Origin of the sequence: Acinetobacter sp. ABJ-A23_2, from assembly GCF_044538765.1 — a bacterium.
Classification (GTDB): Bacteria; Pseudomonadota; Gammaproteobacteria; order Pseudomonadales; family Moraxellaceae; genus Acinetobacter; species Acinetobacter nosocomialis_A.
The window spans coordinates 60,753-85,975 of the sequence record NZ_JBIUCP010000006.1 but is presented as its reverse complement, the minus strand read 5'-3'; the positions used below and the strand labels follow the sequence as shown (position 1 = coordinate 85,975).

The following is a 25,223-nucleotide window of genomic DNA, read 5'->3' as shown; positions in this document are numbered from 1 at the left end:
TATGTAAGTGCTTTGAGTGTAAACACTTTTGGTGAAGTTTAGATGAGACAAATAGTCAAAATCGTAAGTAGTTATGTACACAAAAAAAGGCACCTATAGGCGCCTTTTATTTGAGTATTTTTAGAATTATTTTGCTTGAGGTGCTACTGGAGCTGGGGCATTTATTGGAGGTTGAGGGCGCTTTGGCTCAAAACGAAGGTTACATGTACCTTCAAGTGTTCTATCTCCAACTTGAACATTTACAGCCTGACCATTTGCTTTGCCTTCACATGCTTTTTGAATCTGTTCAAAACGAGCTTGACGTTCTGCACGATGCTGTTCCCACGCTGCTTTTTGCTCAGGCGTAAATTCACGGTGTTTCATACGGTGATGACCATCACGTGGACCATCTTGCATCATGTGATGTTCTGAATTAGGCGTTTGCGGGTTTGATTGACACGCAGCCAAACTGCCCATAGTTACAATTGCTGCACTGAATAATGCGATTTTTGCCGTCATTTTCATGTTTAAAGCCCTTTAATGTTTGTTTTCAGATGGCTTAAAGATTAGATAATAAAGATGAAGAAACAATGGAGAGTTTTTCTTTTCGTTGTTAGTTACAATTCTAAATATAAGGTAAAAATGAGAGAGTGCTTTTGAACGTTCTACGTGTTCCCATTGCATTGCGGCTATTTTTAACGGTCTTGCTTACTACGCTGTTAATTGCAACTGCAAGTTTGAGTGTTCTGCACTGGACGATGCAAAAGAACTTTGCCAAATATGTGGCCGATGTTGAAATGCAAAAGCTAGATCGGCTCATGACGAATCTTGGGAATGTCTATACCGTTTATCATGATTGGGGAAATGCGATTCAGGCGCAAATCTTACAAATTGAAGGAACGGCAGCTCCAGATGATTATGATCGTCTTTCGCAGTGGTGGTTAAGACGCCAATATGATATTGCCATTCAGCAGCATTCGTTCGATGAACACACTCTCATTAATGTTTCTCCAGATGGTGCGACTGCAAATAAAAACTCTATTTTTAGTGATGAAGAGCTACGCACACTGGAAAAGAATTTGCCTTCTGAGTATCAACCATTTGAAGGTTTGAAATTCCCATTAAGTGCCAACCAGTTCCGTCCGCGTGATGACAGTAAAAACAAGTCAAAAAGAGAAAGTCTCAAAGACATTGAGACTCAAAATGGAAAGAAGCGCTTTATTGCTTTGCCAGACCGTTTAGGCTTAAGTTCTCGTTTATCTTTATATGATGCCAAACACCAATTTGTAGTCGGCGAACCTCCGTCTTCAGATCAGATGTCTTATCGTCCCATTATCGTCAACAATCAGGTTGTCGGTTATTTAGGTCTAAAACCAGTTCTAGATAAAGAAGATGCTTTAAGTATTAATTTCTTTAGTAATCAAAAGCGTTATTTACTTTTAATTTATGCCTTAACTTTACTATCGAGTTTAGTTGCAGCACTTTTAATGGCAACTTATTTTAAAAAGCCAATTCAACGTTTATTAAATGCAACAAAGGAGTTAACTAAAGGTAATTATCAACATCAAGTGGTCATTAAACGTAATGATGAACTTGGTGATTTATCGACTCAATTGAACCATTTGGCCGAGATTCTACATCAACATGAAGAATCACGCCGTCAATGGGTTGCAGATACATCTCATGAATTGAAAACACCATTAGCTGTTTTGCAGGCGCAAATTGAAGCAATGCAAGATGGTATTCGAAAGGCGACCCCTGAACACCTTGATGCCATGATGCGACAAGTTTCGAGTTTAAAGAAACTCACTCAAGACCTTGCAGACTTGGCTCAGGCCGATGCTCAGCAGCTTAAATGTTATGTTAGTTCGGTCAATCCATGGGACGTTGTATTACAAGAAGTCGAAAATTTTAGACCTAAACTCGAACAGGCAGGCTTAGAAATTGAGGTTGAAGGTGAGGGCGTTCCATTATTATTAGATCGTGACCGGTTTAAACAAATTATCGTGAATTTGATTAGTAATAGTATTCGTTATACCGAAACAGGTGGAAAGATTCATATTCATACACGTCAAACCGCCCAAGATTGGACTTTATACGTCGATGACAGCCCATTTGGTTTAAATGATGAACAATTATCACGTTTAGGTGAACGTTTTTATCGTGTCGATGATTCGCGCACGCGTAGTACAGGTGGAACAGGACTAGGCTTAGCTTTATCTTGTAAAATTGCGCAAGCGCTTGGTGGTACACTAAGTTTTGAACACTCACCATTAGGTGGTCTACGTTGTGTACTGACCTTTGAAAAGCAGAGTTAAATAAAAGGAAAAATGGCCCATGAAACATGTAATGTTGGTTGAGGATGAAGTCGAGTTAGCGCAGCTGGTGCGTGATTATCTTGAGGCTGCTGGTTTCGAAGTTAGCATGTTTCATGATGGTCAAGATGCTTATACGAGCTTTCAACAACGCAAACCTAATTTAATGATTCTGGACTTAATGGTTCCAAGAATGGATGGTTTAACCATTTGCCGTAAGGTACGTGAACAGTCAGATTTACCCATTATTATGGTGACCGCGCGTACTGAAGAAATTGACCGTGTTTTAGGTCTAAATATGGGTGCAGATGATTATGTGTGCAAACCTTTTAGTCCAAAAGAGTTAGTTGCTCGTGTACAAGCAGTTTTACGTCGTTTAGAACGTAAAGCAGAGCCAGAGCAAAATGATTCATTCCGCATCGATAAAGCTCAACAAAGAATTTGGTATCAACAAAAATCTTTAAGTTTAACGCCGACAGAATTTCGCCTACTTGAGCTATTTTTAGAACATGTAGGGCAAGTTTATTCACGTGCACAATTATTAGACCATATCAATCCAGATAGCTTTGATGTTGCTGACCGAGTTATTGATAGCCATATTAAAAACTTGCGTCGAAAAATCACGGAAGTGGCCGAAACTGGTAACCGTCATGAGTGGATTCAAGCTGTTTACGGTGTAGGGTATCGCTTCGAATATCCTGAAGAATAATTACTTAGAAAAGTTATTCTGTGGATAACCACAATGTTATCCACAGAAAATGTGGATAGTTTTAAAGATTTTATGGATAAATAGTAATCTTCGTTTGATTTGGTACGAATTGCCAAATCTCATCTATATCTGCAATACAGTCCAGCCTTACTAAGCTTTATCCTTCTTTTAAATATTTCTTTTTTATGTTTACTCACGTATCTCAGGGAATAGTGGCTTAAAATAGCTCACAATTTAAGTTTACCTCTTAAGCTTCTAAATTATTTGTTTACCTTAAATAAGAGGCTAAGAATAATAATAAGTTATATACTATTTTCTTTATGCTTTATAAAAATTCAAATATGAAGAAACTATTCATGGCTTTTGCTTTCACGATTACTACGTCAAGTTTTGCTGGCTTACCTGAAATGATGAAGATTTATAATAATCCATCATTAGCATCCAATACTGACTATTGTGCTGTCACTGATGATAATTGTAAGGCTTTTACTGCCTTAGCTAAGCATTGGCAAAGTATTCCCAAAAACTATCGCTATCATGGATTCGATATTAGAAAGCAAGCGGCTGATGGTGATGGCTATGGATTAAACAAAGGTTATTATTACCGCCAAGATCGAACAATTGAGCTTATAGAAGGTGGGGAAGTCTACTACGATTTATCTAGTCCAAGAAAAGAGGCCATTTTTGCTAGAGGCTTAGCTGTCCTTCTTTATATTGAAGATAAAAATGGTTGGGCAAAAGACTAATTATTTTTTTATAGCAAAAATAACTTTTATATATTAAATAAAATAGGTAGCAATGAATTTTCAAGTGCTATATTTCCTTCAGTTTTTTATCAGCTCTTAAAGTACTTGACATTCATTGTGGGGTAACTGAGAAGCATGTTTCTACTCCTAAGAACAAAAGAATCTTAGCAGCTATAGAAGTACCTTTAATGAGCGGCTATCTATATACCCATCAATCTGTATTGACGACTAAAGGGGGGCAAGAGTCGCCCTAAGTTAAGTAGATGCGCCTATTTGATCCTTCTACTAATCAAAATGAAGACCATTATTTAGAGAGTTTAGCTGGTGCAATTAGTACGGAGCCTATCAAAATAGGTCAAAACAACTTATATCCAGCTTATAGCTTTCAAGATGATTGGAGACCTTCAAACCAGTACTTAGAAATGAAAATAGAGTTTGATTTATGAAACAACTGCGACGGAGGTTGTCGCTTGTGCGTTGATACTTAAAAAAACACTATATATAGTGTCTAGTAAAAATAATGTGATGAATTTCTCACTCTAAGATTAATAGTAATTGACCATATACCGCAAAATGGCATCTAATTTGCGCTATACGCAATTATTTGGAGGATTTGAGGGTAGGGTGGGGTGTTTTCATGTTTTCTATAGCAAATCGCTATATGAAGCTTAAAATCACAAATAAGCACATACTTCACTTGACAGATTACTTTTCTATGTTATTATTTATAGTGCAAAGTATATCTTTTTGTAGACACAGAAAAGCCGCAACAAAACTGCTGCAGCTTTTTTGTAAAGCTTAGATAGACCAAGCAAATAGTATTAGGTGGATCAAAGTAGTCAATATTGATAACAAAACGGCAATTTTGTTATCGACTTCTTAAATCTAGGAACCAATTGTACAGTTTCTTGTACAACTCTACAACTTAAAAATTGTAAGTGAGCTATAGATATGCAATAGGTTCCTATTTTTGAAGCGACTATTTCCACCGCCCTTAAACTTGTGCATAGGAGAAAATTATGTACAAATTACCGAAAATCGGTACACACAAGGCGCAGTTGTTAATTCAATTGTTAAATGGAAATGTCGTTCGTAATTCTAAAGCTAAAAATGATTTAGATAGTGCGAACCCAGCAACAGCAATGAGTCAACTTAGACTTGATGATAATTGGAATGAATATATCGAAAGAAAAAGCATTCCTAGTAAATCAAGTACGGGGCATGATGTATACGTTAAAGAGTATTATATGGATGCTGCGACTATTATGAAACTCAAAGCTAATGATCCAAGAATTGAAAAATACTTAGATCAGCATCGCAAGTCATAGATAAACTTAGCCTTAAAAAGAAGGTATCTTTCGAGATGCCTTTTTTATTACTCAATTAATCATGAATCTAATTTCATATATTATTCTTTGATGTTTAATAAACTCTCTTAAGTCACTTAAGAGAGTTTTAGTTTTTTAATATTAAGACGAACAGCTCACCGCTACATCAGGCACATCGCTTGGTAATGGGCCTAAATCTTCTGGTTTTTCCAAGTCTGGCTGTCGTGTATAAGGATGATTGAGTAGCTTAAACAAACGGTCTACCTCACTAAAATCATCACGCTCCGCTGCTTCAATCGCTCGCTGTGCCATGTGATTACGTAAAATATAAATCGGATTTGCTTCTTGCATGTTTGCATCAAGTTCATCTGTATCTTGATGTTCACGAATGCTTTGATATTGAGTAAGGAAAGCATCAAATTGTCGTATATCAAGACAATCATCTCGTAGTGCTTTGTATTCTTTATTTTGTAGTCGAATAAAGCTTTGAGTGTAATCAAGCTGCTCCGTTTGCAAAATACGCAAAAAGCTTAAGCCGCATTCAGTACTATCTTTGTGGAAATGAGGGAGCCCCATTTTTTTGCACAATCCAGTGGTGTAGTGCTCAATAAAGGTGGGCTCAAACTCTTCTAAGCAAGCAGCTAATTCCTCTTTGAATTGCTCTTTTTGCTCAGGTTCAGCAAGTGGAACTAGATTATTTAACCAAGTCCATAGGTTCCAGTGTGCAATACTTGGCTGGTTTTGGTAGGTGTAACGCCCTTGGTAGTCAGAATGGTTGTTAATCCAATTGGGGCGAAAGCGTTCCATAAAACCATATGGACCAAAATCGAGTGTAGAACCTGTAATATTTAAGTTATCGGTATTCATCACGCCGTGAGCAAAACCGACCAGCTGCCATTTGGCAATCATGATGGCTGTATTTCTAATCACAGCTTTAGCAAAAGCTAAAACAGGTTGTTCTTCTTTTTGGCATTCTGGATAGTGCCATTCAATACATTTTTGAGTGAACTCAGCTAATAACTCTGGTGCATATTGATTGATCCATTCAAAATGACCTAGACGAATATGACATTCAGATGTTCTAAGCAGCATTGCGCCTGGCTCTAGTTTTTCACGCTGTACACCTTGAGCAGAGCTTGTAAAACCTACTGCATGACTCGATGCGACTCCTAGCGCATTTAAGGCATGACCTGCTAAATATTCACGAACAACTGAACGTAGAACTGCTCGACCATCTCCCATACGCGAATAGGGAGTAGGACCTGCGCCCTTCAAATGCAAATCGATGGTTTGGCCTTTTTTATTAAGAATTTGGCCAATAAGTAAACCACGTCCGTCGCCTAGCTGACCTGCCCATTGTCCAAACTGATGGCCTGCATAAACCATTGCCAAAGGTGAAAACTCTGGGAAAGTCCGCTGACCACTGCAAATTTCTACCCATGCTTCTTTTTCTTCATCCGTCCATTGAAGCTCTTCGGCTAAAGCCAAATTGAAATGCCCAGCTTTCGCACCACGAAGAGGAGTGGGCTGCTGTATATGAAAAAGCTTAGGATTGAGTGATGAATAAAGCGGATTGAATTGCATAGGCTGGACTAAATATTTGAGGCGAACTTCACTATACCATAGTTAAAAACGAGCCAAAAAAATAGCGCCTGCAAAGCATGGCTTTACAGGCGCTATTTCGAACTAGAGTCGTATTAGTCTGGTACGACGTTTGTGTTCTTTTTAATGTTGCGCATTAAAGTTTCTAAACACTCACGGTGATGACTCAAACGATGTTCAAGCAATTGGAAATCAACTTTTAACTTATGATCCATTTTATGAATCTTTTCAGCCATAGCTGCTTTCTTAGCTTGTAACTCTTGTTCTTTGAGTTTCGCCCAGTCATTTAAAGTGTGGGTAAATGCTTCATATTCTTGAGCAATACGTTGCTTCATTTGACTCATATCGGCATTTACGTCATGACCATAAATAGCAAGATCTTGTTCAGCATATTTAAACTTCATTGCCAATTCTGCTTTTTTAATATTAAAGCTTGGAATACGACGTAAGTTCTTTGCTAAACCAACTTTAGAACATGTCCAAATTAACCATTTAGTTGGGTCATATTGCCACCATTTCACACCATTACGATAGTCGTACTGGAAAATATGGTGATAGTTATGATAACCCTCGCCCCAAGTTGCAATTGCTAACCAGAAGTTATCGCGTGCTGAGTTTTCATCGGTATAAGGACGTTTACCGAACATGTGGCAAAGTGAGTTAATGAAGAATGTAACTTGATGGCTAATAATTAAACGTAATAGACCACCAAGAAGTACAACACCCCATAAATCGCCAGTTGCCCAGCCAACCAAACCTAAAATACCAACGTGAACTGCTACGACCATCAAGGCGTAGTATTTATGTTGGAACATCACCAGTTTGTCATTGAGCAAATCAGGTGCATTTTTAAAGTCAGGTTTAGATGGAGAATGATCGCGGATCATCCAACCCATATGGGCATACCAGAAACCACGTTCAATTGAATACGGATCTTCATCCACATGGTCAACATGGCGGTGGTGAGTACGGTGACCAGATGCCCAAAACAGAATACTGTTTTGTACAGCAAATGTGCCGCCAATCATTAAAAGAATTTTAAGTGGTAATGACGCTTCATAAGCACGGTGTGCCCAAAGACGATGGTAACCAGCAGTAATCCCCATGCTACTTAAAGCTAAAAGAAAAAATAAGCTTACCCATGCGCTTACACTAAAATCATAATAATACGCATAAATCGGGATTATGATTGCAGCAAGAATTGGTAAACCAATTAAGGTAATGCTAGCGGTCCAGTTAATTGGGGCCTTGAGTGGGGCGGAAGTCATATCCGGCAGCGCTCCTAGAAACCTTGTCATACAAGGTAAAAAGACAAAACGACATAGCAAAACCAATCATCAAGATTTATTGCTATTTTGCACATCATATTAGCACGTGCATAGTGAGAATCACTAACATTATTGTACAGATGTATTGAAAGAACCGTAACAGAATTAAACCATGCTTGGCAACATTTCAGATAGGAGAAGTTGTGTAATGAAAATACAGCGATTGAGAAAAAAGAATAGCATTGATATTGCAGGGAAATTGCCATTGAAATGTCTTTTCATCGCAATCAGCCTTGTATTGGCAGCATGTCAAAGCACGCCGCAACAAAATATTCAAAAAGGCCATGTAAAACCCACACACCATGTACAAACACCAGTAGTCAAAAAGAAAGTGAGCCCAGAAGGTGTTCAAGATATTGACTGGCAAATTACTCAAATCAACGGTCATAAAGCCAAATTCTTTAACCAATGGCCGACTCTTTCATTGAACTCAGCAGTCAAAACGGTGTCTGGTCATACGGGATGTAATCGTGTTTTTGGACGCTATACTTTCGATTTCAACCAAAAGAAACTTGATATGGAAGTGAATGCGGGTCATTCAAGTTGTGATGGCGCTTTGGCTCAAGAAGCAGAACTAGTTGACTCTTTACAACGTATTCAACGCTTCCAGTTGGTAGGTAATACCTTGTATTTACTTGATCAGAGTGGACAACGCCTGATTCAGGCAGAGAAAAAATAAAAGGTGGTTAATACCACCTTTTTTATATTTAAAGTGCTTCGAGCATTGTTGTGGGAATATCTGTAATTAACCCCTGAATATCTAAATCACGGAGCTTTTTTGCTCTTTCTACATCATTAACTGTCCAGACACTAATGTTTAAACCTGCTTGATGAGATAGTTGAATCATTTCATCTGTAGCAAGTTGGTCATACCAACCAATATGACAGCAACCAAATTGATGAGCGAGTTCAATTGCTGTGGCTCCAACTGGAATTTCAACTAACAAACCGCGCTTAAATTGTGAGTTGATATCACGTAAGGCAGTTAAAATTTGAAGATCGAAACTTGTGATAGTTACGACTTTTTCATAACCCTGTAATTCAGACTCAAGCTTTTGAACTAACTTTTCTGCAAAAGCCATATCTCTGACAGCTTTAACCTCAACTTCAATATGATCGAAGTTATCAAGCAGGTTTAAAACACCTGTAAGAGTGGGTGTTGGCTCTGAATTTGGCCAGTTGGGCCAGTTTTGGCGATGATCAAATGTTAAAGCTTGAGCCAAAGTAGATTGCTCAACAATTTGGTCGACTCCAGCTGTACGTAAAAAATTATCGTCATGAATAACGACCAACTCTTGGTCCTGAAGCTGGCGAATATCAAATTCGACACCACGAATACCTAAATTTTTTATGTGCTGAAAACCGCCTAATGTATTTTCAGGAGCTTCTCGGCGTGCACCACGATGACCAATAATGCGCATAATTTTCTTCTATTCAGTTATTGTTGGTTATGGTCTCTTCAAAAGTAGAGACCATACTTAAATTAGTCTATTTTTAAATAATCTCATTAATATTTTTTTGCCAAAGGACTTCTTGTCCACCTTCGGCACGTTGCAAAGCACGAGATGCCACAAATAACCAGTCTGATAGACGGTTCAAAAGTTGAAGCGCCGTGGCTTGAATATTTTGATCACGCGTTTGTACCGACATGAGTGACCGTTCTGCACGACGGCAAACAGCACGCGCTTGATGAGCATAACTGCAAGATAAAGAGCCAGATGGCAGAATAAACTCTTTCAGCATAGGCAAATCTTCATTCATACGGTCAATTTCTTTTTCCAGAAACTCAATACAAACGGGCTGAAGTAAATTGTAATTTGGAATACAGACTTCGCCACCTAAGTCGAAAAGCCAATGTTGAATCAAGCTCAGGCTTTTGTCCCAATCTGCTTTATTAGTCACTTGGCTGGCTGTGATTTGTGCACGGAGTACACCAATAATTGCGTTCAGTTCATCAACATCACCAAGTGCCGCAATTCGTAAATCATCTTTGGCAACACGAGAGCCATCACCTAAACCTGTGGTACCTGAGTCGCCTGTGCGTGTATAGATTTTGCTTAAACGGTGTCCCATGATGGATATCCTGAACATAAAAAAGGGGATAATGTCGGTCAAAACATTACCCCGAAACTGGAGTTAAGAAAATATTTTTATAATCAGATTGAGAAATTAATAACGGAAAGTTACGCCAACAGAAGCTTGGCGACCTGAATTAACATACCAGTCATTTGAAGGATATGTATTTAATACTTCACGATATTGAACATCACCTACGTTTTGAATATTGGTAAATAATTTTACGTTAGGAATAACGTTCCAATAAGCATTTAAGTCTACTGTTGCGTAACCTGGTACTCGCATAGAGTTTGCAGAATCTGCATAAGATTTAGCTCTAGCGATTAACGAGGCACTAATTCCATACACTGCATTCTCTAAACCTGTACTTACAGTGAGAGTCTGGCGAGGGCGATAAGCAATTTCTGTATTGTCTTTTTCATTTTCTGTTTTTACGTAAGCATATTCAGTAGATAAGAATAGATCATCTTGATGCCACTTTACTCCAGCTTCGCCACCAGTAAAATTCGCCTTAGCTATATTTGTATTAGTGCCTGCATTGTAGGCAATAAGATCTTTAATTTTTGTATGATAAACAGAAAAATTAGTACTCACATTAGAGGTAAGATCATAGTTCACACCCATTTCATAAGAAGTGCTTTTTTCTGGCGCTAAGTTTTCATTACCTCCCCATTGTGAATATAGTTCATTCAAGGTTGGGGCTCTGAAAGCACTGCCGATATTTGCATATACACTAGCATTAGGTAAGAAATGATAGCGGATAGCACCTTGTCCAACAGTATGAGTACCAAAGCGTTGGTTGTCTTCTAAACGAACGCCAACTTGGGTGTCAAAAAGATCATTCTTGAGTTGATGCTGTAAATAATATCCCGTGCTATTTACACTTTTATCTGAGTTAAGAATGGTATTACTTTTATAATTTGCATCGTTATATGTTGCACCAACCAAAATGTTCTGATTTGGAGTAAATTTCCATTTCAGGTTTAGATCGCTTTCATTGTTTTCAGTATTGTAATATGAGTCGTAAGCAGGAACATTTTGTTTATCCTGAACATTTGCATAGTGTGCATTGATGATGAGATCAGGCAAAATATTATAAGCAACTTTCGTGTTGATAACTCGATTTTCAAATAGGCGCTGTGCTGTGTTAGTTATGTAATCATTACTGAAAACATTAGTGCCTTTATTTTCACTAATTGAAGCAGAAGCATCTATTAAGTTTTCTTGAAAGAAACCTACTTTAGCGTGATAACCTTTTTGATCATATCCAGCCTTTTCATTTTCTGGTTGGCTTTCAAAAATACGTGTTCCATCACTTTCTAAGCGTTGTCCACCTATTTGAGCATAGAAACCTTGATCACTTACAAGATTGGCATTAACAATAGTTTTATAGGTATTATTTTCACCATAAATACCTGTTAGCTCAGCACTTGTTTTCTCAGGTTTTTTAGAAATTAACTGAACTACACCGCCAATAGCATCGCTTCCATATTGAACTGATGCTGGGCCTTTTAAGATTTCAATTTGTTGAACATCTGTTGTATCTAAAAATGCTGGATATAAAGGACCAAGTTCATTTTGACTATTTAAACGAGCGCCATCTTTAAGAACCAATGTATGAACTGATTTAGTACCACGAAGAGAAATTTCAGAAATCTGACCTAGACCACCGCTTTGTTTTACGTAGATGGATGGGTCTCGTTGAATAATATCTGAAACGTTTAATAATGGATTCTGCTCAATGGTTTTTTCATCAATCACTGAAATACGAGCCGGAACTTCGCTTGCTTTTTCAGCGCTTTTTGAAGCAGTCACTACAATTGGATCAAGCTGAGTTACATTCGTTGTATCTTCAGCAAAAATAACAGGTGAAAACCCCATCGCAATAGCGATAGCCCCTACCAGACGAGTAGGTTGAAAAGACTTAGACATAACATGCTCCATACATTCACCCCACGTGAATGATCGGGTAGATAGATGAAACAAGTAGGTCTCCGGACTTCAGCGCCATATTTAATTTATGGACATATTCACCTTCCCACATTACTGCAGTGGTGTAAGTCGATCTCGACTTAAAAAATATGCTTTACATTGTTACCGTTGCGGGGGCAGTGCCGGACTTTCACCAGCTTCCCTAAAGCATCAATTGCTTACACTTGCTTCCATTTGAACGCAGTATAAAGTGCCGAATTACTTCCTACAATGTCATTTCGAGCAATTCCCAGAGAACTTTTACGCAAGGGGCAAAAATTGCATTACAATGGCGTTTATTTTAAAAAATGGTTGTAGTTTAGGCAGATCATGAGCCCATCAAACCAAAAACGTACACGAGCAAAAATCTGTGGAATTACGCGTAAGCAGGATGTTCAAGCAGTAGTCACAGCTGGAGCAGATGCAATAGGTTTTGTTTTTTTCCCGCCAAGTCCAAGAAATGTAACAGTTGAACAAGCACAAGAATTAGCAAAACACGTTCCGCCCTATGTACAAATGGTAGGTTTGTTTGTAAATGCGAGTGCCGCTGAAATTCAGGATGTACTTGATTGTGTTCCCCTAGATGTATTACAACTACATGGCGATGAAACTCCAGAACAATGCCAAGATATTGCTCGCCATTGTAAGCGTCGCTGGTATAAAGCGATTCAGGTTAAACCTGATTTAGATGTAATTGCTGAAATTCAAAAATATCAGGCGGCTGGTGCCAGTGCTGTATTGCTCGATGCGTGGCATCCTGAGCTCAAAGGGGGCACAGGACATCAGTTTGACTGGTCTAAATTCCCGAAACTTGATATTCCATTAATTTTGGCAGGTGGTTTAACCCCTGACAATGTCATTGACGCTATTCATACTACCGGTGCTTTTGCAGTAGATGTGAGCGGAGGCGTAGAGTCCGCAAAAGGTATAAAAGACCAACAACTCATTGAACGATTTATGCAAGGAGTCCAACGTGGATCAGCAAAATAATGTGATTGACTATACCCAATTCCCAGATGCAAATGGGCATTTCGGTATCCATGGCGGACGTTTTGTGTCAGAAACACTCATGGCGGCATTAGAAGATTTAGAAAATCTCTATTCCCGCATGAAAAATGATGAACAGTTTTTGGCAGAATTCGACCGTGACCTCGCCTACTATGTAGGTCGTCCTAGTCCACTTTATTATGCTGAGCGATGGTCAAAAGAGTTAGGTGGTGCGCAAATTTACCTTAAACGTGAAGACTTGAACCATACAGGCTCACACAAGGTAAACAACACGATTGGTCAGGCGTTATTGGCAAAGCTTTCTGGCAAAAAACGTATTATTGCTGAAACTGGCGCAGGTCAGCATGGCGTTGCAACAGCAACAATTGCAGCACGTTTAGGTCTTGAATGTGTTGTGTACATGGGTGCTGAAGACGTTAAACGTCAAGCCATGAACGTTTATCGTATGCGTTTATTGGGAGCGACTGTTGTACCTGTACAAAGTGGTTCTAAAACGCTGAAAGATGCCATGAATGAAGCAATGCGTGACTGGGTAACCAACGTTGATACGACTTACTATGTCATTGGTACAGTTGCAGGTCCGCATCCTTACCCTCAACTTGTTCGTGACTTCCAGTCGATTATTGGTCGTGAAGCTCGTAAACAGATTTTGGAGCAAGCGGGTCGCTTACCAGATGCATTAGTTGCATGTGTGGGTGGTGGTTCAAATGCAATGGGCTTGTTCTATCCATTCTTAAATGATGCCAATGTGAAAATGTATGGTGTTGAAGCTGCTGGCTTCGGTATCGAAACCGGTAAACACTCTGCGCCGTTAAATGCAGGCCATGTGGGTGTATTACATGGTAACCGTACTTACCTAATGAGTGATGAACAAGGCCAAATTATCGAGACACATAGTATCTCGGCGGGTCTTGATTATCCGGGCGTTGGTCCTGAACATAGCTTCTTGAAAGATATGAAGCGCGTACAGTACGTGCCAATTAATGATACAGAAGCTTTACAAGGTTTCCGTGACTTAACTAAAATCGAAGGGATTATTCCTGCGCTTGAAAGCTCACACGCTATGGCATACGTTTCTAAGCTTGCACCAACCATGTCTAAAGATCAGATTATTATTGCGACTGTTTCAGGTCGTGGTGATAAAGATTTAATGACAGTTGCACGCATTGATGGTGTAGAAATGGTCGAGATGTAAGAGGAAAAAAATGCCAAGTTTGTTTATGGTGATGTTGGGTGGACGTCATGCACGTGCCAATACAGAAGTCCATGATATTGTTATGGCTGTAGGGAATACTTTGGAAGAAGTCTATCCTCAACTTAAACAGGCTTGGTTTGGTGAGGCTCAAGGGTTGCATATCGATGCTTGGGCCAAGCTCTCTGGTGTTAACTCTCAAGGACAGAATTATCAAATTCATTTTTCTGATGCAGCGCCGTCAGCTTCAGATCTGAAGTTGTATTTGATTAATCTGGGTGGATATACACCTAATGCCTTTGGTGAGTTACATAGTTACCATTTGGTCGTGGCATCAGATGCGGTAAGTGCCAAACAATTAGGTAAACAGTTTATTGATCAGGAATGGCATAAACCACATACCGACCGTGTAGTAGATATTGATGATTGTGTTCCGATTGACCATATTGCAGGCCGTTATATCCAATTAGTACAAGGTGAGTTCAATCCAACGCGTTGGGAAAATACTTATTTACTTCTTTAACTGTTCTTAAAAAAAGCTTAAAGGCAAAAATAAAATATAAAAAGTTGCTGATCTCATCTATAGCTCTCTCAAATCGCAACTTTTTTGTAGCACTATTTACAATCCATCTGCCTAGACTAGAAGCTCAACATAAGCTCTTTGGAGTAATCAAAATGGGTCTTCTAGATGAAGTAGGTAAAATTGCTGGTGCAATTATCGCGGAACAAGGCGTCGATAAATTAGATCCAGATGCAGGTTTTCTAGAAAAAGCAGCAGGTGCTTTTGCTGGCTATGAAGCAGCAAAAATCGCTGAGAAAAAATTGGAAAATCAGGACAGTAACGAGCAAGAATCAGAGCCTGAACAAGCAAGTGATGATGACGCTTAACTTTTAAAAATTGAATTACACTTAAATCATGAGTTGAATTTGATTTTGTTGATGGATTGGGTCATAGCTACTGAAATAGACCCTCAAAGAGTTTAAGTTATCGTATATAGATTTAAGTGAATAACATAAAAAAAGAGCATATCAATATGCTCTTTTTTTATGACTCAATAAAAGTCATTTGAAGATCAAAACAGATGAGTAGCCAATTGGTCAGTGATCAGTCTATTATTAGTCAATAGATGAGCAGGAAATCAACGGATAATAAATAATGGATTTAATTCAAGAAAATGGACAGCCTCGTTATGGGCGTTTTGAATCTGTACCGTCGACCATTCATGTACAACGTTATATCTATAAAACGCCTTATGGCAAGGTCTTAAAGGGCTGGCGTAAGCAATTAAAGTATAAAAAATTTAAATTCTGTGGCATTCAGCATAAGCATTACAGTATTGGTCTCGCAATTGCAGATATTGGTTGGGTTGGGCATGGCTTTTTCTATATTTATGATCATGAAACGGGGCAAGTCATTGAGTGGAATGCCATTCAACCTTTAGGCCATAAAACTCATCTTGATGAGCAGCCATTGTTTAATCAAAGCTATTTTTCTAAATCGCCTTATCAGATCGATATTCAGCATGCCAATGGTGTGCGATACATTCGGGTGACTAAATATGGTGAAATTTGCCTAAGTGCCCGTATTTTTTGTGCTGGAACAGATATTTTAAGTTTGTGTACCCCAACAGGTATTAATGGTTGGACGTATACCCAAAAGCAGACCACTTTGGCTGTAGAGGGAATGTTCATTAATAAACAGAATCAACTTATACAATTCGATGAAAAGACATTTGCATCGCTTGATGATACTTGTGGTTTTTTACGCCCTGAGACCGCTTGGTTTTGGCTTTCATGTAATTTTTGGGATGAGCAGGGGCGACGTATTGGGCTAAATTTGGCTTCTGGGGTTAATGAAAGTTTTGGTAATGAAAACTGTTTATGGGTGAATGGCGTTTTATTTCCACTTACAGATGTTTTATTTGAAAAAATAAATGATGAGACATGGAAAATTAGCTCTTTAGATCAAAAGCTTAATCTGCACGTCCATATTGGTTGGTGTCGATACGAAAATATTAATTTAAGGATGATCGGAAGCCAGTTCAATCAGTGGCAAGCCAAAATTAGCGGCACTATTGAGCATGAGGCAATCGATACAATCACTTGCAATGAGCAATACGGGCTATTAGAACAACATTATGCAAAGTGGTAACAAGCAGGTTATAAACCTGCTTGCCAAAATGCTTCTCCCGCTGCGATTGGGTTATTTGTTTTTTCTAAAGTTTCAATCCAAACAGGATACTGACGAATAACAGGATGTTGGCTTGGGTGAAAATCTTTTTTAAACCAGTCCAAATATTGTTTTTTCATAGCCGTTAATGTGCCATTTCTTCCAAAGAACCAAGGTAAACCTTTGAGTGTCATCGATAACCTTTCTTTAGGGCTAAAGCCATCACATTTCAACATAATGTTGGTTCTATAAAGTGTAAAACCAAACATGAGTACAGTTGTTAAAACAAGTACAAAGCGACGTGTTGACTCTGGAACTTCACCTACTTGTCTCATGACATCAAATGCTACATCGCGATGCTCCATTTCTTCAATGGCATGCCACGCAAACAGCGCGCGTACATAAGGATGAGCATTTTCCAAGGTTTTTTTATTGCTATAAAAGGTTTCTGCCATTAATGCTGTTAAATGTTCAGCTGCGGCTGTCATGGCAATATTGTATTGTGGTGAACGTTTGGTGAGCTCAAAACGGAAAATCCTTTTAAGTGTGCTTGTGAACTCATCCACAGGCATACCTTGTTCTTTCATGAGCTGATTCATTTTGTCATGGGCAATGCCATGTTGAGCTTCTTGTTTAATAAAGTCTGCAACTCGCTTTTGTAGTTCCGGGTCATCAATTTTGTCACGGAACATCCGCACACATTCAATGAAATAACGCTCTCCGTCTGGAAAGGTTAAGCTGAGTGCATCAAACATGCGAGTCAAAAAAGGATCGTTATTAAACCAAAAGCGTGGCGCTTCGTTTAAATGGAAATCTAGATCTTTGCGAACCACGGGCTCGACCTGATAAGAAACATGTGCGTTCATCTTTGTATTTCTCGCAACTAAGCTTTTCATTAGTATGTCGTGAATGGTCGGCTTTGTTTTGACAGTTATCGCCAATTTTTATACAGTTTGCGACAAGATGGCAGTAAAAAAAGGAAACGCCATGCAAGAGTTTACGATCTCAAATGGATACTTTTATCTTTGGAATACGTATTTAAAAGAAAAGGGAATCACTTGGCAGTCACTCAATTTAAATGATACTCAAACTCGGCAAATACAAAATATTTTATCTGCCTCTATTGATGCTCAGTCCTCTTTGCATCTTTTTATTGAGCTTTTAGAACTGACTGAATCTCAATTACAAGTGACCAATTTAGCTTTAGAAATGGCAGCTTGTATTACACCTGCCAACTTTGGCGTGCTGGGTTACATGGCATCTAGAAGTGATACCTTAGGTCAAGTGGTTAAGTATATTGCCAAATTCCACCGTCTAGTCATTGATGGGGAGCAAGTTGTCCCCATACAAATCGAGCAAGATGCTTACAAAATTCGCTTGTATTGGCCTTTGGTTGATGACAGTAATATTGTACTTAGTGAGTTAACCTTAGCCTCAATGGTACAGCTTGCTAAAGAGATTGCTCCCTTGCATGATTTTCTTTTACAGCATGTCGAGTTTGTACACCGACCTCGGGGACCATTGGTTCATTATCAACGCTTCTTTCAGTGCAAATTGTCATTTGACCGACCGTACTATGCATTAACTTTTGCAAGTGAAAGTTTAAATGTTCGTCCCCAGCATGCAGACCCAACTTTAGTGCAGCTTTTAGTGAAACAAGCTGAAGAAGCTTTGGTTCAACGAAAAATACATACTGATTTAGTTCAGCAAATACATTGGATCGTACAAGAATATTTGAAGCACAAGCAGCAGGCTCCAAAAATAGAAGATATTGCCATCGAACTTAATGTTTCAGTACGAAGCTTGCAGCGTCAACTACAGGCCTTAAACACTTCATTTAAATTAATTTTAGATACTGAGCGCATGAAGCGCTGCGAGATATTGTTAAGTCAAAATGAAAGTCTTACTGCAATTGCTGACCAGTTGGGTTATTCCGATCAGTCTGCACTTGCAAGGGCACATAAAAATTTAACAGGGCAAACGTTATTAACCCGTAAAAAGCAATTGCAACTCACCCATAAAAATACAGAGAAATAGAGTTTTTGATGTTTTTTTTATTCAAATTGCAAACGAATAATGGTCCAAAAATAGGAAGCTTTGATCATTGAGAAAAGTTTCAAAATATTGATAAATGTACGCCATGGGTTGTATGAATCATACAATCGAATATCGCCATAACGTTAGACCTGTTCAATGAGCAAAAAATAGCGTTAAAATGCGGTGTTCTTGTATTTCTACAAACAACTCCTCAATTTTAAATAATTCAAGGAAAGCACAACCCTATGTCACGTCTTGCCACCCGTTTTGAAAAGCTTAAGTCCCAACAACGTAAAGCGCTTGTATCTTATGTTATGGCGGGTGATCCACAGCCACAAGTAACTGTTCCGTTACTTCATAAAATGGTTGCGGCAGGAGTAGACGTTCTTGAGCTTGGTTTACCATTTTCAGATCCAATGGCTGATGGTCCGGTTATTGCGCTTGCTGCGGAACGCGCACTTGCGGCAGGGACTAACACCTTAGATGCATTGAACATGGTAAAAGAGTTTCGTGAACAGGATCAGGAAACACCTGTAGTTTTGATGGGTTATCTCAATCCTGTTGAAGTGATTGGTTATGAGAAGTTTGTTTCTTATGCGAAACAATGTGGGGTAGATGGCTTATTACTTGTGGACTTACCACCAGAAGAGTCAAAAGAGTTTGGTGCGATTTTAAAACAGCATGATATGGACCAAATCTTCTTACTTGCACCAACTTCAACCGATCAACGTATTCAACACGTAGCAAATCAGGCAAGCGGTTTTATCTACTATGTTTCACTTAAGGGTGTAACAGGTGCAGCGACTTTAGATACCTCTGAAGCGGCTGCGCGTATTGAAAAAATCAAAAGTGTAACTAACGTTCCAGTTGGCGTTGGTTTCGGAATTAGTGATGCTGCTTCAGCGAAAGCGATGGGTAGCGTTGCAGATGCCGTGATTGTAGGTAGTGCTTTCGTTAAATCTTTTGCAACGTTAACAGCTGATGAAGCTGTTGAACAGACGGTGAATAAAGTCAAGGAGCTTCGAGCAGCGCTCGATGAGTTAGTATGAATCAAGAAGTGAAATCAGGGAAAGTTCTTAGCCCTTCGACGCCATGGACACAGCGTCCAGTTCCAGGTATTGAAGTTGCAGATGAGCAACAGACTCTTAAAGCAACATTTACTGAGCCGACTATTGAGTGCCCTGAATGTCATGCTTTAGTGACACGTACCGCTATATCTTTCAACGCGTATGTATGTCCACAGTGTGATGAACACTTAAAAATGAAAGCTCGCGATCGCTTAAACTGGTTCTTCGACAATGTTGTGACTGAATTAGGTCAAGAGTTTAGTGCGAAAGATCCATTAAAGTTTGTTGATAGCAAACCGTATCCAGAACGTATGCGTGAAGCGCAAACTAAAACTGGTGAAACGGAAGCATTAATTGCCATGCAAGGTAACTTAAATGGCGTAGACATGATTGCATGTGCTTTTGAGTTCGACTTTATGGGCGGCTCAATGGGTACTGTAGTAGGTGACCGTTTTGTTCAGGCGGCTGAGCTTGCAATTGAAAAACGCCAACCATTAATCTGCTTTGCAGCTTCTGGTGGTGCACGCATGCAAGAAGGTATGTTGTCGCTTATGCAAATGGCGCGTACTTCTGCTGCAATTCAAAAATTAAAAGATGCGGGTTTACCTTATATCGTGGTGTTAACACATCCAGTATATGGTGGTGTAACAGCTTCTTTAGCAATGTTGGGTGATATCCATATTGCAGAACCTAAAGCAATGATCGGCTTTGCTGGTAAACGTGTAATTGAGCAAACTGTACGTGAAACATTGGAAGAACCGTTCCAACGTGCTGAATATTTGCTTGATCATGGTGTAATCGATCAGATTGTTCATCGTCATGCTTTACGTGATACTGTATCTCGACTTGTATCGAAATTGATGAACTTACCTTGAAACAACAAGCTCCACTTTCAACAGACTCGTTAGATACATGGCTCAATTATTGGAGCCATGTTCACGTTACAGGGATCGATCTTGGTCTGGAACGTGTTATTCCCGTAGCAGAAAAATTAGGCGTGACTAAACCCGCTGCTAAAGTTTTTACTGTTGCCGGAACGAACGGGAAAGGTTCAACCACCACTACACTTGCGTCTATATTAAAAGCGCAAGGCTATAAAGTTGGGTTGTATCAATCACCGCATATCTATCGTTTTAACGAGCGAGTCAAGTTAGGTGGAGTCGAGGTTAGTGATCAAAGCCTGATTGACGCTTTTGTGCAAGTTGATCAGGCTCGTCGCGATTGCGATTTAAGCCTATCTTTTTTTGAAGCAACCACTTTGGCTGCTTTTGTCATTTTTAAGCAGCAACAATGCAACGTATGGGTGCTTGAAGTCGGTTTAGGCGGACGTCTTGATGTTGTCAACGTCATCGACCCTAATATTGCTGTAATCACTAATATCGGTCTTGATCACACTGACTGGTTAGGCGATACCATCGAGAAAATTGCTTTTGAAAAAGCAGGCATTATTCGCCCTGATATTCCTGTAATTTTTGCAGGCGAGCAAGTTTTACCTCAAGCCATTCAAGATAAAGCCAATAGTTCACAAGCGACGCTATACGCAATTAATAGAGACTATTTTTATAAACTCGCCAGTGATGGAAAACATTGGTATTTTGCAAGTGAAGGAACTACTTTAAAACTGCCACTAGGGTCACTTGCGATTGAAAATATTGCAGGAGCGGTTGCTGCCGTATTAAATAGTGGCCTTGAAATCTCACAATCGGCACTAGAGCAGGGTACTGAAAATGCACGCTTGGCAGGACGCTTTGAAGTGCGTCAATTCAATGGAAAAACCATAATTTTTGATGCCGGACACAATCCACATGGTGTTGAATTTTTGTTAAAGCAATTGCGAAATTTCTTAGAATACAATAAACAGTACACAGAAGTTGTCGCAGTATTTTCAATGCTGGCAGATAAAGATATAAAATCAGTAGTCGATTTATTGAAACCTACTGTTTTACATTGGAAAATTGCTGAGTTGAATGTGCCGCGTGCTGCACCGATTCAGCAATTGAATGACGCCTTACAAGGCCAGACAATACAACAATTTGGCAATATCAAAGAGGCTTTTAAATCAGCGCTTGAGCAAACAAATAACAATCAGCTGATTTTAGCCTGTGGTTCGTTTCATACTTTAGAAGCGATTTGGGAGTATTTGGAAGAATGTCAATGAATAACAAACAACGCTGGATGGGTGGCGTTGTTTTATTAGGTGGTGGTGTTTTATTGGCAGCATTACTTCTAAAAGGAAATGAAGAAATAAAACATGTGGGCGCTGAACCACAAACCTCTACATCACCGAAGCCACAAGCTAAACCAAAGCAATCAGCACAAGAAGGGCAAATGGTACAACTACAGCCGCTTGCAGTGGATGTGGAAACAGAAAAACGTCTTCTTGAAGAGCAGCGTCGTTCCCGTGAAAAAGCTGTAGCGGAACAAGAAGCTCGTGCTGCCGAATTCTTGGCAATGCAACAACAGGCAGAGGCAGACGCAGCGCGTAAAGCTGCTGCAGAATATGCTGCGATTAATGCTCGTCGTGCTGCTGCACAAGAAAGTTCGGATAACATCCCTCCTGAGGTTGCAGGTGCGGAAGGTAAGGCAAAAGGACAGCAGACTGATACAAAAAAGCCAGTAGATACAGCTAAAGCAGATGCCGATAAAAAAGCTGCTGAAGCAAAGAAACAAGCTGAAGCCGACAAAAAAGCGACTGAGGCAAAACGTCAGGCTGAAGCTGATAAAAAAGCAGCCGAGGCTAAGAAACAAGCCGAGGCTGAAAAGAAAGCTGCTGAAGCTAAAAAGCATAAGGCTGAAGCTGAGAAAAAGGCTGAAGAAGCTAAACATCAGGCTGAAGCCGACAAGAAAGCTGAAGCTAAGAAACATGCTGAAGCAGAAAAGAAAGCTGAAGCTAAGCATAAAGCCGAGGCTGAGAAAAAAGCTGAAGCTGAGAAAGCGCGTGAGCTGCTTGAAAATGGCGATAAAAAGTGGATGGTACAGGTTGCATTGGCTGCTAATCAGGCAAATGCAGATGCTGTTGTTTCTAAACTACGCGCTAAAGGTTATAAGGTCACGACAAGCCCAACCAGTAAAGGTATTCGTATTATGGTTGGACCAGCGAAAGACCGTGATACTGCAGATGCAGCTCGTAAGAAAATTACGTCTGACTCTAGTTTAAATATGAAGTCAGCTTGGGTCATTGATTGGGTGCCATTAGATCAACGCTAATCTGATCTAAGGTTTATTCAAGATCTAGTTAAGATGGATTCGACAATTGTTGTTGAATCCATTTTACATTTTCAGGGGTGAATAAACGGTCAATATTTTTCCAAATAATATGATAACCATATCCGCCTTCCTTCATTTCTTTAACTGCATCATCAATTGCCCAGTGTTCAAAAATAATTCGATACATCGCAACGCTAGCACCGGTACGGTCTGAACCATGGTAACAATGTAATAAAACACGTTGACTATTTTGCTTGGCAATTTTAATTTGCTGCATGACTTCTAACAGGTCTTGTCGGTTAATTGCCCATGTGTCGATAGGAATGTGAACAAGATTAAAATTCTCATTTTTAAATACTAATTCATCTGAATCTTTAGCTCTTAAATTAATAATAGTTCCGATTTGATAGCGTTTTAATTCGGGAATCATTGCAGCATTTGGTTGTTCGCTACGAAAAACATCATTACTCACTTGATAGAAATTATGTGTTTGAGAAACTAAAGTTCCCCAATCTTTGGGTCTGTGCTCATGTGCAATGCTTTCATGTTGCATACATCCCTGTAGGTTTAAACACAGAACTAGGGCAATGAGTGAGAATTTTTTCATGTTTGATACCGTCGAAGCTCATGAGGGTCATGGGCGCAAATAATTTCAATCGTTGGCTCATGTTGAGCCAAATGCTGTAATTTTTTAAGGTTAATAAGACGCTTTTCATTATCTTCTGCAAATGTTTTTTCCAGAAGGGTAAGTGATCTTAATTTATTTGCAGGATTTAGCTCTAGGTGTGAGTAGTAAGCATCTCCGCAAAACAATAACCACTGATTTTGTTGTTTGATGGCAATACCACAATGTCCAGCGGAATGGCCTAATAATGGCACCATTAAAATTTCATCTTGGAATAACGGGAAACCTTTTACTTTTTCAAGATTAAACCATTTTTCACCTTGCTGATATTCAACGAAATTCCAGTATCGATGCTGATTATATTGATTGGTTCTATAGCGAAGCTTACCTTTAAAATTAGGTAATTGCGCAGCATTATATTCAGTGGCTAAGACATGAACTGTGGCATGAGGAAAGTCTGAAATGCCTCCTGCATGGTCAAAGTCGAGGTGAGTTACAAAGATGTGTTGTACATCTTTAGGATGGAATCCCAATTTTTGTATTTGCTGGATTGCACTGAATTCAAGATTCGCCTCAATTTTCCCCAAACGTTTGACTAAAGAGCCAAGGCGCTGTTGCATGTGTAAATAGTCTTGCAGACCAAATCCTGTATCAATCAGTACAAGCCCGCGGTCCGTCTCTACTAAAAGACAATGACATACAACTTCTGCTTTCCAGCCTTTCTGCCCAAATAAAGGTGCGCAGACAGGGCACATACTGCCGCATTTTAAATGATGAATTTTATGGATCATGATTGTTGTTTTTTGCACAAACTCCTGGGGAGTTATAACTGATCTCGACATTAAAAACCATGTGTATTCAATAATGCAAAAAAAAAGCCATCGGGTGAGATGGCTTGGAGATGGAAACATTCGTGTATGTGCTTTAGTTATTTTTCTTTGCGTTTTTTCTAATCATTGTGTCTTACAGGGAATCTTTCAGATACCTGCCTACGCGCTCTATGCGCTTTGCTTGTCTTGCAAGCAATAAAACCTTTAGTCGGTTTTATTGCTTTCAGGCTGTGGCGTGAGGCGCAAGTAAGGTTTTACTGCGGTATAACCTTTAGGGAAACGTTGTTTAATTTCTTCTTCATCTTTTAAAGAAGGAACAATCACAACATCTTCACCTTGCTGCCAGTTCGCTGGAGTAGCCACTTTATGCTTATCGGTTAATTGTAATGAATCCACGACACGTAACACTTCGTTGAAGTTACGACCAGTTGAAGCGGGGTAGGTAATAATTAAACGAACTTTTTTGTTCGGATCAATAATGACCAAAGAACGAACGGTAAGTGTTTCACTGGCATTTGGATGAATAAAGCCATAGAGCTCAGATACTTTACGGTCTTTGTCAGCAATAATTGGAAAATTAACCGTAGTATTTTGAGTTTCATTAATGTCGTTAATCCAGCCTTTATGCGACTCTACATCATCTACCGATAAGGCAATCGCTTTAACATTACGTTTTTCAAATTCGTCTTTTAATTTTGCTGTATAGCCTAACTCTGTTGTACATACAGGGGTATAGTCAGCGGGATGAGAAAATAAAATGCCCCAACTATCACCTAGAAAATCATAAAAACTAATTGTGCCTTCACTCGATTCTTGTTGAAAATCAGGGGCAGTGTCTCCTAATCGTAATGTCATGATATGTCCTCAGTTGCTTAAAATTTGTTATATGTTGAAATGACTATGCCGCAATTTATTTATTATTAAAATTATTGTTTTTGTATTTTATTATGAACTTTTTATATAAGTGTAAATATATATGACTAAAACACGTTAATTTATGGACTGAATCAATGTAACTTTAAGATAAATTTGC

General features: G+C 39.1%; 25 protein-coding genes and 1 riboswitch. Of the genes, 15 read left to right on the top strand and 10 right to left on the bottom strand.

Annotation, left to right across the window (positions count from 1 at the left end; translation table 11 throughout):
- Window positions 1–126 precede the first annotated feature (126 nt).
- Window positions 127–504 carry a hypothetical protein gene (locus ACH63V_RS03835; protein WP_263614566.1) on the bottom strand — a complete coding sequence of 126 codons (378 nt, stop codon included), beginning with the start codon at window positions 502–504 and terminating at the stop codon, window positions 127–129.
- Window positions 505–635: 131 nt separating this feature from the next.
- On the opposite strand from ACH63V_RS03835, the gene baeS reads away from it, so the two are divergent.
- From baeS to ACH63V_RS03815, 4 genes are all read left to right on the top strand, one after another.
- Window positions 636–2,297, top strand: a complete 1,662-nt coding sequence (gene baeS, locus ACH63V_RS03830; protein WP_396462790.1) for a sensor histidine kinase efflux regulator BaeS — start codon at window positions 636–638, stop codon at window positions 2,295–2,297.
- 19 nt (window positions 2,298–2,316) lie between these two features.
- Window positions 2,317–3,003, top strand: a complete 687-nt coding sequence (locus tag ACH63V_RS03825) for a response regulator (protein ID WP_263614564.1) — start codon at window positions 2,317–2,319, stop codon at window positions 3,001–3,003.
- A 356-nt stretch (window positions 3,004–3,359) separates the two neighbouring features.
- Window positions 3,360–3,749, top strand: coding sequence for a hypothetical protein (locus ACH63V_RS03820; RefSeq protein ID WP_284084388.1), 390 nt, complete (start codon window positions 3,360–3,362; stop codon window positions 3,747–3,749).
- Window positions 3,750–4,768: 1,019 nt separating this feature from the next.
- Window positions 4,769–5,077, top strand: a complete 309-nt coding sequence (locus tag ACH63V_RS03815) for a hypothetical protein (protein ID WP_032062584.1) — start codon at window positions 4,769–4,771, stop codon at window positions 5,075–5,077.
- 141 nt (window positions 5,078–5,218) lie between these two features.
- Here the strand turns inward: ACH63V_RS03815 and ACH63V_RS03810 are convergent, their stop codons facing one another.
- Both ACH63V_RS03810 and ACH63V_RS03805 read right to left on the bottom strand, forming a co-directional pair.
- On the bottom strand, window positions 5,219–6,661 hold the full coding sequence (locus tag ACH63V_RS03810) for a YdiU family protein (protein WP_284084386.1): 1,443 nt from the start codon (window positions 6,659–6,661) through the stop codon (window positions 5,219–5,221).
- Between the two features lie 113 nt (window positions 6,662–6,774).
- Entirely contained in the window at window positions 6,775–7,947 is a 1,173-nt protein-coding gene (locus ACH63V_RS03805) for an acyl-CoA desaturase (protein WP_304456688.1), read from the bottom strand.
- Window positions 7,948–8,155: 208 nt separating this feature from the next.
- Here ACH63V_RS03805 and ACH63V_RS03800 point away from each other — a divergent pair, with 208 nt between their 5' ends.
- Window positions 8,156–8,686, top strand: a complete 531-nt coding sequence (locus tag ACH63V_RS03800) for an META domain-containing protein (RefSeq protein WP_263614560.1) — start codon at window positions 8,156–8,158, stop codon at window positions 8,684–8,686.
- Between the two features lie 28 nt (window positions 8,687–8,714).
- Here ACH63V_RS03800 and ACH63V_RS03795 read toward each other — a convergent pair whose 3' ends face one another.
- The 3 genes from ACH63V_RS03795 to ACH63V_RS03785 all read right to left on the bottom strand — a co-directional run bounded on the left by ACH63V_RS03795 (window position 8,715) and on the right by ACH63V_RS03785 (window position 12,027).
- Window positions 8,715–9,428, bottom strand: coding sequence for a glycerophosphodiester phosphodiesterase (locus tag ACH63V_RS03795; protein ID WP_396462789.1), 714 nt, complete (start codon window positions 9,426–9,428; stop codon window positions 8,715–8,717).
- A 73-nt stretch (window positions 9,429–9,501) separates the two neighbouring features.
- The gene (locus ACH63V_RS03790) at window positions 9,502–10,080 is read right to left on the bottom strand and encodes a cob(I)yrinic acid a,c-diamide adenosyltransferase (protein ID WP_068564952.1); all 579 of its coding nucleotides are present in this window, start codon (window positions 10,078–10,080) and stop codon (window positions 9,502–9,504) included.
- Between the two features lie 96 nt (window positions 10,081–10,176).
- On the bottom strand, window positions 10,177–12,027 hold the full coding sequence (locus tag ACH63V_RS03785) for a TonB-dependent receptor plug domain-containing protein (protein ID WP_396462788.1): 1,851 nt from the start codon (window positions 12,025–12,027) through the stop codon (window positions 10,177–10,179).
- Between the two features lie 23 nt (window positions 12,028–12,050).
- Window positions 12,051–12,258: riboswitch (cobalamin riboswitch) on the bottom strand.
- Between the two features lie 126 nt (window positions 12,259–12,384).
- Here ACH63V_RS03785 and ACH63V_RS03780 point away from each other — a divergent pair.
- The 5 genes from ACH63V_RS03780 (at window position 12,385) to ACH63V_RS03760 (ending at window position 16,406) form a co-directional block, all read left to right on the top strand.
- Window positions 12,385–13,044 (top strand): phosphoribosylanthranilate isomerase, encoded by a 660-nt coding sequence (locus tag ACH63V_RS03780; protein ID WP_396462787.1) that lies wholly within the window; start codon window positions 12,385–12,387, stop codon window positions 13,042–13,044.
- Window positions 13,028–14,257: a tryptophan synthase subunit beta gene (gene trpB, locus ACH63V_RS03775; RefSeq protein WP_049065708.1), complete on the top strand. Its 1,230-nt coding sequence runs from the start codon at window positions 13,028–13,030 to the stop codon at window positions 14,255–14,257. Before ACH63V_RS03780 ends, trpB begins: the two co-directional genes overlap by 17 nt.
- 10 nt (window positions 14,258–14,267) lie before the next feature.
- Window positions 14,268–14,777 carry a DUF1543 domain-containing protein gene (locus ACH63V_RS03770; RefSeq protein ID WP_396462786.1) on the top strand — a complete coding sequence of 170 codons (510 nt, stop codon included), beginning with the start codon at window positions 14,268–14,270 and terminating at the stop codon, window positions 14,775–14,777.
- A 152-nt stretch (window positions 14,778–14,929) separates the two neighbouring features.
- Complete coding sequence (locus tag ACH63V_RS03765; protein ID WP_002051387.1) at window positions 14,930–15,142, top strand: hypothetical protein; 213 nt, start codon at window positions 14,930–14,932, stop codon at window positions 15,140–15,142.
- A gap of 268 nt (window positions 15,143–15,410) precedes the next feature.
- Window positions 15,411–16,406, top strand: coding sequence for a DUF2804 domain-containing protein (locus tag ACH63V_RS03760; protein ID WP_263614556.1), 996 nt, complete (start codon window positions 15,411–15,413; stop codon window positions 16,404–16,406).
- 8 nt (window positions 16,407–16,414) lie between these two features.
- On the opposite strand, the gene ACH63V_RS03755 is transcribed toward ACH63V_RS03760, so the two are convergent.
- Complete coding sequence (locus ACH63V_RS03755; RefSeq protein ID WP_396462785.1) at window positions 16,415–17,290, bottom strand: metal-dependent hydrolase; 876 nt, start codon at window positions 17,288–17,290, stop codon at window positions 16,415–16,417.
- A 121-nt stretch (window positions 17,291–17,411) separates the two neighbouring features.
- Between ACH63V_RS03755 and ACH63V_RS03750 the strand changes: the two genes are divergently transcribed.
- From ACH63V_RS03750 to ACH63V_RS03730, 5 genes are all read left to right on the top strand, one after another.
- Entirely contained in the window at window positions 17,412–18,461 is a 1,050-nt protein-coding gene (locus ACH63V_RS03750) for an AraC family transcriptional regulator ligand-binding domain-containing protein (protein ID WP_396462784.1), read from the top strand.
- A gap of 245 nt (window positions 18,462–18,706) precedes the next feature.
- Entirely contained in the window at window positions 18,707–19,510 is an 804-nt protein-coding gene (gene trpA / locus ACH63V_RS03745; RefSeq protein ID WP_016804527.1) for a tryptophan synthase subunit alpha, read from the top strand.
- On the top strand, window positions 19,507–20,403 hold the full coding sequence (gene accD, locus ACH63V_RS03740) for an acetyl-CoA carboxylase, carboxyltransferase subunit beta (RefSeq protein WP_004705709.1): 897 nt from the start codon (window positions 19,507–19,509) through the stop codon (window positions 20,401–20,403). The genes trpA and accD overlap by 4 nt, the downstream gene beginning before the upstream one ends.
- Window positions 20,400–21,686, top strand: a complete 1,287-nt coding sequence (folC, locus tag ACH63V_RS03735) for a bifunctional tetrahydrofolate synthase/dihydrofolate synthase (RefSeq protein WP_396462783.1) — start codon at window positions 20,400–20,402, stop codon at window positions 21,684–21,686. Before accD ends, folC begins: the two co-directional genes overlap by 4 nt.
- Window positions 21,677–22,735: an SPOR domain-containing protein gene (locus ACH63V_RS03730; RefSeq protein ID WP_396462782.1), complete on the top strand. Its 1,059-nt coding sequence runs from the start codon at window positions 21,677–21,679 to the stop codon at window positions 22,733–22,735. The genes folC and ACH63V_RS03730 overlap by 10 nt, the downstream gene beginning before the upstream one ends.
- A 28-nt stretch (window positions 22,736–22,763) precedes the next feature.
- Here the strand turns inward: ACH63V_RS03730 and ACH63V_RS03725 are convergent, their stop codons facing one another.
- The 3 genes from ACH63V_RS03725 to ACH63V_RS03715 all read right to left on the bottom strand — a co-directional run bounded on the left by ACH63V_RS03725 (window position 22,764) and on the right by ACH63V_RS03715 (window position 25,045).
- The gene (locus ACH63V_RS03725) at window positions 22,764–23,342 is read right to left on the bottom strand and encodes a dual specificity protein phosphatase family protein (protein ID WP_396462781.1); all 579 of its coding nucleotides are present in this window, start codon (window positions 23,340–23,342) and stop codon (window positions 22,764–22,766) included.
- Window positions 23,339–24,151 carry an MBL fold metallo-hydrolase gene (locus ACH63V_RS03720; RefSeq protein WP_396462809.1) on the bottom strand — a complete coding sequence of 271 codons (813 nt, stop codon included), beginning with the start codon at window positions 24,149–24,151 and terminating at the stop codon, window positions 23,339–23,341. Before ACH63V_RS03720 ends, ACH63V_RS03725 begins: the two co-directional genes overlap by 4 nt.
- A gap of 243 nt (window positions 24,152–24,394) precedes the next feature.
- Complete coding sequence (locus tag ACH63V_RS03715; protein WP_032047687.1) at window positions 24,395–25,045, bottom strand: peroxiredoxin; 651 nt, start codon at window positions 25,043–25,045, stop codon at window positions 24,395–24,397.
- Window positions 25,046–25,223: the final 178 nt, after the last annotated feature.